Below are 14,868 nucleotides of genomic sequence, written 5' to 3'. Positions count from 1 at the left end.
TGGCGGCATTCACACAGACCCTTCATTTCCGGCGGTACCCCGCGCCCCCTATGCCGATCAGCCCTCATGGAGGACGACGTGACAGGTCAGGACGCCACCGAATACGAGGCGATGACCGATGAAGTGGAAGAGTTCGACGCCGTGGACGACGAACTTGATGCAGACGAGGGCACAGACCAAGAAAGCGCGATGATCTGGTCGCGGTTCGGCAACAGCGACCTGCCGACGTTGCCGAAGATGGCGGCGGTAATCCGCGCCGCCAGAGCAGGCACTGAGGCCGGACTGCCTCCAGAGTTCGCGACCGCCCTAGCCCACGCAGCTGTCGACCCCAGTGAGCTGAGGGCATTGCTGAGGCGTCCGACTCGCGTCAACATCGCCGGAGGCGTCATCGAGGCAATCGACCTCGACCTCTACGTCCCCGGCCTGGTGCCACTCCCTACCAACAACCGGACAATGGAACGACGGGTGTACCCGGCGGCCGGCGCCGAGGGGTATACGGGACCACTCACCGGACCCCGGTCCCCGTCCGGTGAGACGACCACGCTCTGGATCGAGGGCGAGGACGTCAGCCACGTGCAGGACGAGACAGAGCGGGCACGCGAGTTCATCCTGGCGAACAACAACCTGCGCGAGTCCATCGCGGCACGCGGCATCGCCATGCCAGTGAACGTTGTCTTCTTCGAGCTGCGACACCGCGACGACGAACCCTGCATGCCCCTCCTGGGGACAGCAGACGGTTCCAGCCGCATCACTAACGCCCACGACCTTTTGGGGCTCACCGACCCACAGACGCACTACCACTTTCCCACGGACCGTGACGACTACCGACGCTTCATCGGAGCAATTAGCGAGGCCGACCCCGACGCGTTGCGTCCCGCCGCTCGTCGGCGACTGATACGACAGCGCAACGCGCTGATCACGCCCGCCCGCGTGTTTCTCCGCTTCTCTCCTACCAGGGGGGGCTACGACTACGCGCGCGCCGTCAACGCCTTCGTCGGCATGCTGCACGTCGACCCTCCGCGGCCGTGGAGCCAAACGGGCAAGCTCGAGGCCATGGCCGAGGCGGTCCTAGACGTGCTCCGCAGCGCCGACGTACTCGACGATCCCGTCCACGACTACCTCGCGGGTCTTCTCACCCCGCAGCAAGCCGAGGACGAGGGACTCCCCATCGAGCGTGACGAGCAGGCGGCCTTTGTGCTCGCAGCCCTGCTTCGCGAGCAGCATCGGGACCTCGTCGAACGAGGGATCCGCGACGTCACCGCCAAGAAGAGCGTCAGCCCCGGCCGACGAACGGACGTGATCGCGGAGTTGGCACTCCGGCCCACCCGGAGCATCGCCACCACCCTGGAAGCCAAGGACGCCGAGCGCCAGCGGGCGGAGCGGATGCGCGCCGCATACCTACGTTGTGCTCGGCTGACGCGGTACGCGACCGCAGAGTGGAAGGTCACCAGTCGGTCGCCAGAGAACCTTCTTAAGGCGGCTCTGGAGGAACTGCGTGCTAACCCCTCCAGCTCTCATGCCGTCCCCAGCCGGTGGGTCAACCGGCTGGAGCTGGCGGCCGTAGCCCAATACCACCTCACAGCCTGGGGCGGGCTGCGACGCGAAGCCATGGGCAACACCGGGGCCGACACGCGCGGCCCCCAGCAAATCCTAGAAGCGATGCTCCGCGACGAGCAGGGCTTGCGGTTGTTGGCCCAAGCGATCATCGATGGACGGGATGGAACACAACCACGACGCGTCACGGAAAACGGGGACTTCCAGCGCGGCGTCCGTGACGAGTACGGAAGCTGGCACGAGGACTCCGCAGGCAAGCCCATGCCGATCGAGGATGAATGGCTGCGATACGAGGTCTACGCCACGGGAACGACCCTGCCGCGGCCGGTGACACCTCCCAACGAGACACCTCGGATGAAAGCGACACGGCTGAAGAGCCAAATCGGCCAATACATCGAGCAGATAAACCTCAATGTTGAGGAGCTCGCCAACGTTGAGGAAGCCCAGGGAGGATCGCTCCTCGACAAGGAAGGATGGGCGAAGCCGAACGAACTCCTGAACCACCTCATGAACGCCCACTCGCAGATCAGCTACTGGTCACGAGTCGCCGAGCGCCAATGAACCGCTCGAACGGATAGGGCGACAACGCAGGAGCTCCGAGAAGGGCTCCCTCCGCTGTCGCCCCGGTTCATTCATCAGTAGTGGGGCGTGCCATACGCAGGGAAGCTCGACGCAGCCTATGACTAATAAGCTGTGACGCGTGCCCGCAACAGAGCGTCGAGGACACGCACCGGTGACGTAGGGCACATCACCAGGCGGGCGTCAAGCGCCGCCTCCCACTGGTCGGTGAGTCCGAGCATGAGGCGCTTGCGCATGCCGGGGGTAACGTGGGCGTAGCGTGCTGAGACCGAGCCGTCGATGTGGCCCATGCGTTGGTCCATGAGGACCTTTTCGGTGCCGAGGTCCTCCATCACGGTCCGGTGGGTGTGGCGAAGGCCGTGGGGTGTGAGGCCCTTGGCGATCCGAAGCCAGCAGGCGTCAGCTCGGCCGCTGGCGCCGCGTCCTCGGGCTGGGACGCCGGGCCACGGCTCGCCGAGTAGCGGTACCGGGCGAGCCTCCTGTGGTGCCTTCTTCGGGTACCAGCCGGAGACTGCCGGCGTGAACAGCCAGGTCGCGAAGCCGTTTCGGCGCCAGTGGGCAGCATGCTCCGGGACCGCGCCGCCCCGCACGAACCTCAGGTCCGCTATGGCCTGCTGCACCTTCACCCGTTTGGCTTCGGTGACGCGGTCGGGGTGATTGAGGACGTTGGACACTGTGCCCGTGGAAACTTCGGCACGACGCGCGACGTCGACGAGCTTCGCGCCCAGATGGCCGCCGGTGCGGGCCGCGCCTTGGCCCCGGAAGACGTAGGTCTTGCCGTGGCACGGGCAGGGTTTCGGCTTCGTACGGGCGATGTGGTTGGCGACCAGGGCTGACAGCCAGTCCATCGCGTCAATGGTCCGGTAGCTGTCGTCCTTGGGTGGGCAGCGCACCAGCTCGCCGGTGTCGAGTTCGTACAGCTGCCACTCGACGCGGACGGCGCCCGGCCGGGCGAACTCCGTCTCCAGGCCAACGATTTCGCCCCAACGCATGCCGGTGTACCCCATGAGGACGACGGCGACGAACTCGTCGTCGCGGCCAGAGAGCAGGGCCGCTCGTTCGGCGGTAAGCAAGATGCCGAGGGGGTCGGTGACGACCTTCTCCGGGCCTCGGTCGCGGGAGCGGCCGGCGCGCTTGCCGCGACCGCGTCGCTTGGCCGCCGGATTGAACGTGATCAGGCCCTCGTCGATCGCGTCCTCGAAGATCAGGTGGAGCGTCGAGCGCCAGGTCTTGACGCTGGAGGCCGCGTAGACGGCCTTCTCCTTCTTCTCCCACAGGTCGACGTCCGTGCGCAAGATGCCGGCGAGCGCCTTGTCCTCGAAGTCGGGGAGCAGGTGCTCCTCGATGTGGCGCTTGTAGTTCTGCATGGTGGAGGCGGCCAGGTCCTGGGCCTCGTACCAGCGGTTCGCGTACTCGCCGAAGGTCTCCTGGCCGAGTGCCGGGTCGCGCCAGTCGCCGCGCCGGTACTTGTTCTCGGCCTCGCTCGCGGCGCGCTGGGCCTCGCCCTTGGTGGCGAACCGGATCGCCTTGCCGTTGTCGTCGACGACCGTGAGGTGCTTGCTGGGCGCGGTCTTGTACCGGCCGCGCCAGTAGTTTCCGCGCTTCTCCGCGAAACCCAACTTCCGTCTTCCTCCCCTGCTCTCGGCTTGTGACTGGGCGCGGGCGTGCTACGCGACGGTCTCGTACTGGGTACGGCGCGGCGGTCGGGCCCGCAGACGCCCTGTCGCCGGAGCCGTAGTCGGCCCAGGAGGCTGGGCGGCACGCGTTCGTGGAGTGGGAGGTCTTGTTGCTGCCGGACTGGCCGTCGCGCTGCTGACGGATCGCCTCGGGCGTTCTTCGTGGAGGCGCACGATCTCGGCGAGGTGTGTGGCGGTGAAGCGGTAGGCGCGGCCGACGCGTGTGTGCGGGATGAGTCCGCGTCGGGCCCGGTCCTTGACCCACCAGGCGGAACAGCCGAGGGCTTCGGCGATTTCCTCGGGGCGGTAGAGACGGGGCAATGGGGCTCCGCCCTCGGTGCCGGGAAGACGTCGCACGAGGGCAGGGGATATGTCGGAGTGGTGCAAGAAGGGCAGGTCCTTACTGGGTGGGAGCGTGCTCTGTCAGCGGCGCTGGGCGGGCCTTGTCACGTGGCGGTCGGCCTCTGCAGCAGCGCGAGAGGCGAGACGAGGAGGGCTTCGGCGATCACGACGAGGTCGTCGGCATCACATCGTCGTTGGGCGCGTTCGATGCGGGACAGCATTGTGTTGGACATCGGGTGGCCGAGGGCGGTCACCCGGCCAGCCAACTGCCGTTGTGACAAGCCTCGTTCGGTGCGGAGGATTCCGATGGTGCGGGCCGCCTGTATTCCAGCGGGTCCGACTTCCAATGAGCGTGGGGGCATGACTCCAATTGAAAGGTCCGATCGCCGGTTTTGGTAACCGGCGATCGTCGGCTATGTTGCGCTCGCGCGGTCCGCCGCGAAGTGGTTCCCGAGGGACCGGGAACGGCTTGGAGCGGGGTGTCGATCATGGATCTGACGTGGGGTGTTGTGTTGTAGCTTCCCTGCCGGCGGCGCGTCAACGGCTTGCCGATGTGATGCTTCTGGCTGTGCGGTCCGGGCAACTATTTGGTCAACAGCGGATCGTGCCTTACGGTTTTCCTCCCGCCCCCCACCCAGCCCCATTTCTCGCAGCCTTTCTGCCGTGAGAGATTGCGCCGGATAGGGCTGGACTTGCGCGACGGGGGTGTGGCTATGTTGACGACACCCCCGGAAACGCAATCGCTTCCCGGCGCGCGTCCGCGCCAACGTCCCCCGCTCGAATCCCGCCCCGGCCGACGGTGAGCCGTGCTGTCCACGCACAGGCCACCGAGTGAGGACCGCCCCGCACTTGGCACGAATCCGCACCATCAAGCCCGAAGCCTTCGTCTCCGAGTCCTTGGCCGCCGTCTCCCTGACCGCCGAGCGCACCTTCCTCGGCCTGCTCACCCAGGCCGACGACCAGGGCCGGCACCGCGACCACGCCGCGATCATCGCCGGACAGTTGTGGGTCCTGCGCCCGGAGCACACCCCGTCCGATGTCGAGACGGACCTCGCCCAACTCGCCGACGCCGGGCTGATCTGCCGCTACAAGGCGCCGGATCACAAGCGGTACCTGCACATCGTCACCTGGGGCCTCCATCAGAAGATCAACCGGCCCAGCAAGAGCCGCCTCCCTGCATGCCCGCATCACGAGGTTCCGGCCGGAGTCACACCGGGCCCAGCCGAGGCCGGATTCACGGAGCCCTCACTGCCGTCTCACGGAGCCCTCCGCGAGGACACAAGGGGAATGCGCGAGCCCGCAGCGAATCCGGGTACCGCATGCGAAACCGCAGGTCAGGACGGATTCATGGAGGACTCCCTGAGGACTCATGGAGTCCTCCCGGAGCCGTCTGTGAACCCTCACTGCCCGGATCTAGGACCTAGGACCATGGATCTAGGAGATATCCCTTCGGGGGGCGCAAGCGCCCACGCGCCCGACACCGTCTCGGCCAAGCAGCTCCTCGGCGAATACATCGCGGCGTGCAATCACCGCCCGCCGGACGCCTTCCTGAACCATCTCGGCGGACAGGTGCGCAAGCTGCTCGACGAGGGCATCGCCTCCGCCCACCTCCGGGCCGCCCTCGAACGCCACAGGGCCAAGGGGCTGTCCCCGAGCGTCCTGCCCAGCCTCGTCCACGAGGTCATGAACGCCACCTCTCCCGCCACGCCCGCCGCCCACCGGGCATGGACGAACCCCACCGACGTCGTCGCCGCCTACGGAGATGAACTCTGACCGCCACCCTCACCCGCGCACCCCAGCGCGTCGGCCCGCTCGCCGACCGGCTCAACACGATCCTCGCCAACCGCGGCATCGACCCCGCCGCTGCCACCCAGGAGCCGGCGCCCGAGACCGTCACCGCCCTGGAACTCGCCGACGCCCGCATCCCCGCCCGCTACCGCCGCGCCCTGACCGACCACCCCCAGATCACCACCTGGGCCGACCAGATCGCCCGCGCCGGACGACCCGGCCCGACCGGACCCGGCATCGCCGAGGGCCCCTCGCTGCTGATCGCCGGCCCCACCGGCACCGGCAAGACCTACCAGGCATACGGCGCCGTACGCGCCCTCCTCACCCGAGGCGTCCGCCTGCGCTGGGAGGCCACCACATCCGCCGACCTCCACGCGCGGCTCCGCCCCCGCGCCGGCCACGACGGCGAACGCGAGCTCCAGACGCTGTCCCGCAGCCCGCTGCTGCTCCTGGACGACCTCGGCGCGGCCAAGACCAGCGAGTGGACCGAGGAGCTGACCTACCGGCTGATCAACCACCGGTACGAGCACATGCTCCCCACCCTCATCACCACCAACCTCCCGACCGCCGAGCTGCGCATCGCGCTCGGCGACCGCGTCGCCTCCCGTCTCGCCGAGATGACCGAGCGGGTCATCCTCACCGGCCCCGACCGACGCCGCACCGCACCCGCCGCCTGACGAGAACGCGCTCCCTCCCCACCGCCCCGCCCGCCCTCGCTTCCGCCTGCCCTCGAACGCGCGGGCCCCATGGAGAGCCTCTGCATGACACCTGGCACCACCACGCTCATCAGCGCCGAAAGCATCGGCATGCCCGTCCTGCCGCACTGGATCCCTGTGCCTGCGGCCATCGCAACCCTGCTCATCACCCTCGCGCTGGTCACGCGATGGCTGTGGCCACGCGCCCGCAAGCTAGGCGACGGAAAGCGGCGTAGCAGCGCCGCCGTCCGGGTCGCCGCTGTCGCCGCGATCGGCTGCACCGCCTACAGCGCGGACACCAGCTGGCGCTTCGCCGCCGACTACCTCGGCATGGGCAGCACCGTCGAGCGCGCCTTCATGTTCGCCATCGCTGAACTGGCCTTGTTCGCGATGGCATTGATGGCGCGCCAGAACCTGAAGGGCCCCAGGCAGACGCCGGGACCGCCTGGCGTCCTGGTATGGGTGATCACCGGAGGCCAGATCATCCCCGCGTACGCCGAGTCCGGTCCCGTCGGTGGCACGGTCCGCGCCCTGATCGGCCCGGTCATGGCCGCAGTCCTCTGGCACTTGGCCATGGGAATCGAGCTACGCCACCACACCCCCGAGGCCGCCTCACGCAGCCTGCTCGCGATCCTCGGCCGACAGGCACGCGAGCGACTGCTGGCACGCCTGGGCATCCACGACCAGGACGCCGATGCCGCACGACTCATCCGCGAACGCGCCCTGAGCCGGGCCGTCACGTTGATCCTCCGCATCGAAGCGATGCCCGAGACGAAGCGCAACAAGCGCCGTGGCCGGCGTGCGACTCGGCGCCTGCACGAAGCGCTGGAGAGGGCCGACGTCGACGGTGATCTCCGCCAGGACGAGCTGCTGCTGCGGAAGCTCGGGACCCGACAGCAGGCCACACGGTTGGCCTCGCTCCCACTGCCCGAACGGTGGGAGACGCCCGGAGACCGAGTCAGCCAGCCCCGCACTGTTGCGGCGAAGCGGGCAAGGCCCGAGCGCCCGGAGGCCGTACCGAATCCGGGCGGCGAAAGCGTACACCGGTCGGACCGCCCGGAATCCATCGGCCGCCCTCAACCCGCTACAGATGCAGCCGCGGAGGTGAGTACAGGCAGAGACGCGGGTGCCGAGCCTGGCGAGAAGCCGGAGCCGATACGCCCGGGTCGCAAGCCCGACCTGCCTCGGGATGCCCTCATCGCGTACGCGGAGCGCATCTACGGCGAGACGGGTCGCCTCTCACGTGACTCCCTCAAGGCAGCCGTCCGTGCCGACGGCCACCAGGTCGGCACCGACCTTGCCCAGAGCATCGTCAACGCGGTCAAGGCCGAGCAACAGGACTCAGCCCGTACCGGCCACCCCCACTGAACTCTCCCCCGCACCTCTAACCACACATCGCTGAAAGGGCCCTTCCGCCATGCCCCGCTCGACCACGCCCGCCTGGGACTGCCACAACTGGTCCTGCCCCATCTGCACCGCGCCTGGGCGCGACGAGATGACCCTGCTGCGCTGCGCCATCCTCACTCTGCTGGAACGCGGACGATGGATGGCCCAGGACGAGATCTGCCTTCCCGACATCCTCTCTGCCGGCGGACACTACCTGAGCCGACTCAGGATCGGCCCCCTGGGCCAGATCGATGACGACACCCCGGTGCCCGCCATCGAGCAGTGGACTTGGCTGGAGGCCGAGCTGCGCCTGGTTGTCGCCCGCGCCGCCGGACTGGATGCCGTGAGCGCCCTCGACCCGCGCATCGACGGCGTCCTGGCCTCCGCGGCTCGCCTCCCGGAGCGGCGCCTGGTGGATCTGCTCAACCTCGCAGCCGAGCAGTTCGCCGAGCTCAACACGCAACCGCACGCCGCCTGACCCACCACCCCCGCAACCCCGACACAAGGACATCCCGTCATACGCGACCAGTACCCCGAACTCCCCATCCCCCAAAAGCAGATGGTCACCACTCCCGTCACACGCGCAGCAAGCAATGGCGATGGACCGTCCATAGGCCGGTCCATCGCGAACTCCTCCGCCCCGGGGGTGGCAGAGGAGCTGCTCCGGCACGGGGGCGTGCCGGAGCAGGAGCGGGTGGGGGCTGGCGAACAGCCGACCGCCCCTGCCGCTGGGGCCAAGCAGCGCGTGCCGCACCGTCGCGCGAACCTCGACGCCCAGCGCTCCGAGCACGTCACCGCCCGCTTCGCACCGTACGAGAAGCACGACATCCAGTCGGCGGCGAAGACCGCTCACGTGACCATGGCCCGCTACATTGCCGACGCCACCATGGCCCGCGTCCGTGGTGAGATCAGCATCGCTGCCGAGCGCACGGTCTACGACGATGCGGTCGACGAGTTCGCCGCTATGAGGGCGCAGATCGCCCGGATCGGCAACAACGTCAACCAGATCGCCCGCCGCCTCAACTCGGGCGGCGATCCACACCCTGTGGACGCTGCGATCCTGCAGCGGGCGGAGCGCCTGCTCGCCACCGCCCACGACACGGTCCGGGCGATCGACGACGCGGCCTTTCGGGCAGCCGGGCAGAAGGCGGGCGGCCTGAGGTGATCGCGAACATCGTCAAGCCGGGCAACCACACCCGCGGCGTGCTGGCGTACCTCTTCGACCAGGGCCACGCCAACGAACACACCGAACAGCACATCGTCGCCTCCTGGGACAACTTCATTCCTGACCCCGGCCCGTACGACAGCCCCGACCACAAGCAGCGACTCGGCCAGCTCACCAAGGCCCTGGACCTGCGAGTCAAGCAGGCCGGCGCCAAGGCACCCGAGGGGCATGTGTGGCACTGCTCGATCCGCGCCGCGCCCGAGGACCGCATCCTCACTGACGTCGAGTGGGCCACCATCGCCCGGCGCGTGCTGCACGCGACCGGCATCGCACCCGATGGCGATCCGGACGGCTGCCGGTGGGTTGCCGTGCGTCACGCGGAGGACCACATCCACATCGTCGCCACCAAGGTGCGCGGTGATCTGCGCCCGCCGCGGAACTGGAACGACTACCACCGCGCCATGACCGAACTCGCAGCGATCGAGAAGGACTTCGGCCTTACCCAGGTTTCGCGCGGCCCGAAAGCCGTCGTCGGCACCCCTGCCGCGAAGCGCCCCACCCGCGCCGAACAGGAGAAGGCCAAACGGCAAGGCCGCGACATGACAGCGCGCGAGCGGCTGCGGCACACCGTGCGCACCGCGCTCTCCCACGCGACGAGCCTGGACGAGTTCTTCAACCTGCTTGCCGACGCCGGGCTCCAGGTCGAAACCCGAACCCTGCCCTCCGGCGACCTCCAGGGCTACAAGGTCGCCCTGCCCGACGACGGCCCGCCCATCTGGTACTCCGGCTCCAGCCTCGCGACCGACCTGTCCCTCCCTCAGATCCGCCAGCGACTGGCCGCGGCCGAAACGCACACTATCCCCTCAGCCTCAACGGCTGGGCGTCGCCGTCCCAGTCCGTGGCACCAGGCCACCGCGGCCGCAGAACGTATCCCCCACCACCTCGACCACGCCGACGACCACATCGCCCAGGCTCACCTGACGGTCTTCAGCGAAGTCCTCTATGCCCTGCCCGCCCATGCACCCCTCCACCTCAGGGGCGAACTCCAGCGGGCCGCGCTCGCCTTCGAACACGCCGCTCACACCCGCGCCCGTGCCGACCACCAGCAGGCTCGCGCCCTGCGCGGCGCTTTGAAGGGCATGCGCTATCAGCCCGCAGACCACACCGGCCTGGCCATGCTCCTGGACGTCGCCATCCTCGTCGTCGTCGCCGCCCAGCGCCGCAGCGCACTGCGCCACCACGACCGGCAGGTGGCCGCCGCCCGCCAAGCCCGCGTCCACCTCCAGGCTGCGTACGACCAGATCGCCCCGAACAGTCTCGCCGCAGTGGCCCGGCACCGCCCCACCGACGGCACAGTCCACCGCTACGCCCGCACCCTGCACGAGGTCCTGCCTTCCTACGCCGAGCGGATCATCGCCGAAACCGCCTGGCCCGCGCTCACTGCAGCCCTCGCCACCGCCGAGGCCGCCGGCCACGACCCGGCCACGGTCCTCCACCAAGCTGCCCAACAACGCCCCATGGACGACGCCAAGTCAGCATCCGAAGTCCTCGTCTGGCGCATCCAACGCCTCGGCGAACGACACGTACCCGGCCCTGGCGCACGAGCCGCGCAGGCCCGCAGTCCACACACTCAGACCGCCCCACAGACCGGCGCCGGGGTCCCAGCCACGTACACGCCGCCGCCATCCCGCACTGGTCGGTCCCGGTAAGCGGGCGACGGATCGCAGCCGCACATCCCCGGTTACCGAAACCGGGGATTCTCCGAGCCCTTCGTGTTGCCCCACCGCACCAACCCGCCTACAAGGAGCACCCGCATTCCCCGCAACGAACCCCGCCGCCACGTAGTCGCCCAACTGGCCGGCGCGTACTTCAAATATCACTTCGGCACCAATGCCTGGCACCACCGCGATGGAGGCCCCTTCACCAAGAAGGAACAGGCCGCCGCCCTCGCACCAACCACCGACGAGGTCGAAGAGGCGAGAGAGCAGATAGACCGGTATCACGCGTACCTGCAGACGTGGCTCGAAGCCCCGGAGGCCCTGGACCGCTTCCTCGCCCCGTTCATGGAGCAGCTTCCCGAGAAATCCTTCGGCAACGCCATCGACATCATGAACCTGGACGAGCGGGCAGAGCTTCAGCGGCTGGTCAACGCCGCAGCCGAACCTGTCCGTCCGTTCACCCCGTACGCCTTCTGACCAACAGCAGCAGCGCCCGCATTTCCAGATGAGAAGGGGGCCGGTAGCCGGGATGCTTTCCCGGCCACCGGCCCCCTTTCGCGTACCCGAGGTCACTGTGTGCGCTGCGCCTTGTCAACGGCCTTCGCCACGTGAGTATCGACAAGTCCGGGACTTCCGGAGACGACGACCACCACCGTCCCGGTGCGGACGGCCGTCTCCTTGACGATGCTGCTGCGCCCGCCGACGGAGAAGGTCAGCAGCTGACTCCACCGCTCGTCGCCCAGCCGGGCCGCGGTCACCTTCTGAGTCGTGACCGTGACGGAAGTACTGCCGGTGAGGACCTGGTAGGTGGGGCACGAGGTCATCGCGTCAAAGATCCGGCCCACGCTCCGCGAGAGCTTGTCCTCGGCATCGCTGTACAGCTCCTCGGCCACCTCGGAGTCGCTGCCGCCCGCATAGGTGAAGGACGCCTTCGCCTTGTGCGGGAAGTCGAAGCTGCCGCCGATCGCTGCCTCGCTGCCGAGCTTCTCCAACGCCGGACAGCCGATCACGGTCGCGTCGTCGTGCTGCGCGGCACGCTGCGGCGTGCGGGCGTAGCCCTCGCCCAGATCGTTCTCGTCCAAGAGCCACTTGGCCAGTGCGGCCGAGGAAAGCGGAGCGGACGCCGGAGCACTCTCGCCGTCCGGGTGCGCCGAGACGGTCGTCGACGACGACGGGGCGCTGGAATCAGCGTTGCCGGTCGAACAGCCGGTCAGGGCAAGGATGGCAAGGGCGCCGAGGCTGAGGACGGTCGTGGTGTGAAAGCGCATGCGAACCCCTGGTGGTCTGCGAGGCGGACAGGTTGACCAGGCCGGTCCTCCGGGCGCCGGCAATGCGAAGAGATGGAGGGGCTTCGGGGGCTCAGTGGCCGAGGTGACGCAAGCCCTCTTCGAGAGTGGGGTGGAACCTGTCGACGGGACCGGAGTTGCGGTTGTACCAGGCCGCGTCCAGACGGGGCTCGTTCGTCTCATGGCCGGCGCGGCAGTGCAGCCAGATCGAGTCGTCACGCAGGCAGAGGACGATCCAGTCCCGGTACGCGCCGCACCCGGAACATGTACGGACCTCTCCGTCGATGACGAGCGGCTGCTTCCAGGGCATCATCAGTCCCGCCACCTCCTTCCGGGACGGCACCCGCAAGTCCGGCGGCAGGAAGTCTGGCGCCACCGCTTCCTCCTCAGCCGGAGCGGGAGCGTTCTGCTCGGGGGTATCGGGCCACGGCTGCGTGGCCTGCAGTTGCAGGAGCAGCACAAAGCCCGCACGCTGCGCCTCACGAAATCCGCGGTCCTCACGAGCGCGTCGAAAGAACAAGATCTCTTCCTCTCTGTTATGTGGCGGGCACGGGAAACGTGCGGCTGCTGGGAGAGACTGGCGAACGAGCTGCACACCAGCGGCTCCAATGGGGCGGAGTCGTCAGCTGCGGCGGACGACCGTGAGCCGCCCCTCAGCGCTCTCGGGCACAGTGCGGCGAGGCACCGGAACCGGCGAGGCGAGCGAGGAAGCGAACGCGGCAACCAGGCCGTGAGGGACGCTGGCGCTGAAGCTGGCGCACCACAGATACGGGACACCAGGTACGGGTTCCGCCCACGCCTGCCAGCCCACCAGGTCGGGGCGCGGGTCTGCGTCCTCAATGAGCGGTGGCAGCATCTCCAGGGACACGCTTGAGGAGAACCCGGGGTCCACCGCAGTCGTGCGAGGCCGATCCACGTCGCGGATCCAGCCACGGGCACAGAGCGCGTTGAGGACGGTCTCGGGCCCTTCGAAGCCCACGTCGGGCGTCTTGTGGCTGTCGATCTCCATGAGGAGGTCGGCAAGCGCCTCGTACGGGACGCCGGTGGTGAAGTACGCGTTCCACTCCGGCATCACGGACGTGGGATGCGGGCGGGCGCTCAGCTGCCAGGCCACCGGCAGTCCACCCAGCTCGAAGGGGTAGGCCGCAAGAATCCACTCGGCGCCGCACAGCCCGTCGGGACTCACGTACAGCAGGGTGTGGCGGGCAGTGGGCCACATGCGCCAGCCGAGGCCGGCCAAGGTGTCCCCGACACGCTCGGCGAGCGCATCGTCATCGCCGGCCAAGTGGCGTGGGGTGACCCAGTACACGGGGTCCGGGAAGTCAGGATGGGAGGGTTCGCTGGGGCGGTGCGGGTGCAGGGGCGCCTCCTGGACTCGGGGGTAGTTACCAGCAGCGTTGTACGTTGACATGGCTTGCCGCCGGGCACCAGCCCTTCAGGGGGTCTTTCCTGTCTGCCCCCGGCGAACTTGTCCTTTGATAAGTGATCTTGACCGTTTGCCAGGTGCGTTTGATCGCCATGTGTCCGTTCCCTGGATCTGCAACCGCCAGCCCATGCGCGTTGGCTACCGTCACCTAATGAAGTCACAGGTCGCCGAAACCACCGAGGCTTGTAGGTGCCTCGCGAAGGACAACGTCTGTCAGGACTGCAAAGGCGAAGGGTGGGCGACGCCGCTGCCTGAAGACGGGCGTCGGCGAGACGCCACCGGCCGCTGCACTTCGTGCGCTGGGCGGGGAGGCCACCGCTTGCCGCACGAGCCGACGTGCCCCGTGATGCAGAAGCATCCTCGGCTCGAATACTTCGCACCGCAGCTCATCAGTGACTCGGGTGACATCACGTTCTTCAGTACCGGCGACGCACTCGCTCGACCAGAGGTACGCCAGCGTCTTGCGCAGATGCTGTTCGGGCCGCGTCCCTGACGACCGGAGCCGCACCGTGAGCAGAGTCCTCTGACAACCGGTCAACATCGCTTGTCAGAGGACAGAACTGATACCGGGCGCGTCCTACAGGCGCATCTCTTCTTCGATGGCCCGAGCGATCTCCGGCCACGGTGCGCGCAGGATGCCGAAGAGCGACCAGTAGCCGTACACGTCCCGGACCAGGGTCCCGACGCCAAGGCGTGCGGCGTCTCGGTCGATGGCGCCTATGACTCGCCGGGTGATTCCTCCCGCTCCTCGGGCGGCTGGGGTGATCCCGTGTCCGAGGAGGAGCGTGGCCGTACGGATGGCATCCAGCGTGGGCGGCGGCGCAGTCCCGGCGAAGCTGCCGTAGATCAGCTGGTGCCAGCGCTCCTGGGTGCGAGCCCATGCCAGGCGTTCCAAGCCACTGCCGAGGTCTACGGCCATCCGGCCTGGGCGTTCGGTGTTCCACAGGAGGACGATGTCGCCAAGGGCGCGGTCCAGATGGCGGAAGCGCAGCGTGATCCCCTCCACCTGACGCCGGCGCCACGAGCTCAGGTCGCCGTTGATGCTCAGGTGCCGTGCGTGGAAGCCGAGTTGGGATAGGACTGTCAGCCAGCCGTCGAGGATGGCCCCGTACTCGTCCAGGCTGCTTATGGGTTGGACCCGGGAGATGTTGACGAAGGAGGTCAAGAAACCGTCCTTCAAGTGGCCGGTGGCCTCGCGCTGGCCTGTGAAGCGGACGACTGGCTGGGGAAGGAACCCGCTTCGGTGCGTGCGG

The 14,868-nt window shown here is 68.3% G+C and carries 15 protein-coding genes; 8 read left to right on the top strand and 7 right to left on the bottom strand.

What is annotated here, in order from left to right:
* The first annotated feature begins 66 nt into the window (after nt 1-66).
* Nucleotides 67-2,115: a hypothetical protein gene (locus ACFRKB_RS24870; protein WP_383108622.1), complete on the top strand. Its 2,049-nt coding sequence runs from the start codon at nt 67-69 to the stop codon at nt 2,113-2,115.
* 122 nt (nt 2,116-2,237) lie between these two features.
* On the opposite strand, the gene ACFRKB_RS24865 is transcribed toward ACFRKB_RS24870, so the two are convergent.
* The 3 genes from ACFRKB_RS24865 to ACFRKB_RS24855 all read right to left on the bottom strand — a co-directional run bounded on the left by ACFRKB_RS24865 (nt 2,238) and on the right by ACFRKB_RS24855 (nt 4,513).
* Nucleotides 2,238-3,752 carry a LacI family DNA-binding transcriptional regulator gene (locus ACFRKB_RS24865; RefSeq protein ID WP_383108621.1) on the bottom strand — a complete coding sequence of 505 codons (1,515 nt, stop codon included), beginning with the start codon at nt 3,750-3,752 and terminating at the stop codon, nt 2,238-2,240.
* A gap of 48 nt (nt 3,753-3,800) precedes the next feature.
* Nucleotides 3,801-4,166 carry a helix-turn-helix domain-containing protein gene (locus ACFRKB_RS24860; RefSeq protein WP_383108620.1) on the bottom strand — a complete coding sequence of 122 codons (366 nt, stop codon included), beginning with the start codon at nt 4,164-4,166 and terminating at the stop codon, nt 3,801-3,803.
* An 89-nt stretch (nt 4,167-4,255) separates the two neighbouring features.
* A complete protein-coding gene (locus ACFRKB_RS24855) occupies nt 4,256-4,513 on the bottom strand; it encodes a helix-turn-helix domain-containing protein (RefSeq protein ID WP_352148645.1) in 258 nt (85 codons plus the stop codon).
* Between the two features lie 487 nt (nt 4,514-5,000).
* On the opposite strand from ACFRKB_RS24855, the gene ACFRKB_RS24850 reads away from it, so the two are divergent.
* The 7 genes from ACFRKB_RS24850 (at nt 5,001) to ACFRKB_RS24820 (ending at nt 11,380) form a co-directional block, all read left to right on the top strand.
* Nucleotides 5,001-5,924 (top strand): hypothetical protein, encoded by a 924-nt coding sequence (locus ACFRKB_RS24850; protein WP_383108618.1) that lies wholly within the window; start codon nt 5,001-5,003, stop codon nt 5,922-5,924.
* Entirely contained in the window at nt 5,921-6,616 is a 696-nt protein-coding gene (locus ACFRKB_RS24845; RefSeq protein ID WP_383108674.1) for an ATP-binding protein, read from the top strand. The genes ACFRKB_RS24850 and ACFRKB_RS24845 overlap by 4 nt, the downstream gene beginning before the upstream one ends.
* Nucleotides 6,617-6,700: 84 nt before the next feature.
* Nucleotides 6,701-8,002, top strand: coding sequence for a hypothetical protein (locus tag ACFRKB_RS24840; protein ID WP_383108617.1), 1,302 nt, complete (start codon nt 6,701-6,703; stop codon nt 8,000-8,002).
* Between the two features lie 127 nt (nt 8,003-8,129).
* Nucleotides 8,130-8,498 (top strand): hypothetical protein, encoded by a 369-nt coding sequence (locus tag ACFRKB_RS24835; protein WP_383108616.1) that lies wholly within the window; start codon nt 8,130-8,132, stop codon nt 8,496-8,498.
* A gap of 168 nt (nt 8,499-8,666) precedes the next feature.
* Complete coding sequence (locus ACFRKB_RS24830; RefSeq protein ID WP_383108615.1) at nt 8,667-9,185, top strand: MobC family plasmid mobilization relaxosome protein; 519 nt, start codon at nt 8,667-8,669, stop codon at nt 9,183-9,185.
* Nucleotides 9,182-10,894, top strand: coding sequence for a relaxase/mobilization nuclease domain-containing protein (locus ACFRKB_RS24825; RefSeq protein ID WP_383108613.1), 1,713 nt, complete (start codon nt 9,182-9,184; stop codon nt 10,892-10,894). The genes ACFRKB_RS24830 and ACFRKB_RS24825 overlap by 4 nt, the downstream gene beginning before the upstream one ends.
* Nucleotides 10,895-10,960: 66 nt before the next feature.
* Nucleotides 10,961-11,380 carry a hypothetical protein gene (locus ACFRKB_RS24820; protein ID WP_383108612.1) on the top strand — a complete coding sequence of 140 codons (420 nt, stop codon included), beginning with the start codon at nt 10,961-10,963 and terminating at the stop codon, nt 11,378-11,380.
* Between the two features lie 92 nt (nt 11,381-11,472).
* Here ACFRKB_RS24820 and ACFRKB_RS24815 read toward each other — a convergent pair whose 3' ends face one another.
* The 4 genes from ACFRKB_RS24815 to ACFRKB_RS24800 all read right to left on the bottom strand — a co-directional run bounded on the left by ACFRKB_RS24815 (nt 11,473) and on the right by ACFRKB_RS24800 (nt 14,780).
* The gene (locus ACFRKB_RS24815; RefSeq protein ID WP_383108611.1) at nt 11,473-12,171 is read right to left on the bottom strand and encodes a hypothetical protein; all 699 of its coding nucleotides are present in this window, start codon (nt 12,169-12,171) and stop codon (nt 11,473-11,475) included.
* A gap of 91 nt (nt 12,172-12,262) precedes the next feature.
* The gene (locus ACFRKB_RS24810) at nt 12,263-12,565 is read right to left on the bottom strand and encodes a hypothetical protein (RefSeq protein ID WP_383108610.1); all 303 of its coding nucleotides are present in this window, start codon (nt 12,563-12,565) and stop codon (nt 12,263-12,265) included.
* Nucleotides 12,566-12,811: 246 nt separating this feature from the next.
* Nucleotides 12,812-13,498 carry an SPDY domain-containing protein gene (locus ACFRKB_RS24805; RefSeq protein WP_383108672.1) on the bottom strand — a complete coding sequence of 229 codons (687 nt, stop codon included), beginning with the start codon at nt 13,496-13,498 and terminating at the stop codon, nt 12,812-12,814.
* Nucleotides 13,499-14,192: 694 nt separating this feature from the next.
* Nucleotides 14,193-14,780, bottom strand: a complete 588-nt coding sequence (locus ACFRKB_RS24800; protein WP_383108608.1) for a hypothetical protein — start codon at nt 14,778-14,780, stop codon at nt 14,193-14,195.
* Nucleotides 14,781-14,868 lie beyond the last annotated feature (88 nt).

This window comes from Streptomyces scopuliridis (assembly GCF_042790125.1).
Taxonomy (GTDB): Bacteria; Actinomycetota; Actinomycetes; order Streptomycetales; family Streptomycetaceae; genus Streptomyces; species Streptomyces scopuliridis_A.
Note: the sequence above shows the minus strand (reverse complement) of the source record. Positions and strands in the feature narration are given on the sequence as shown.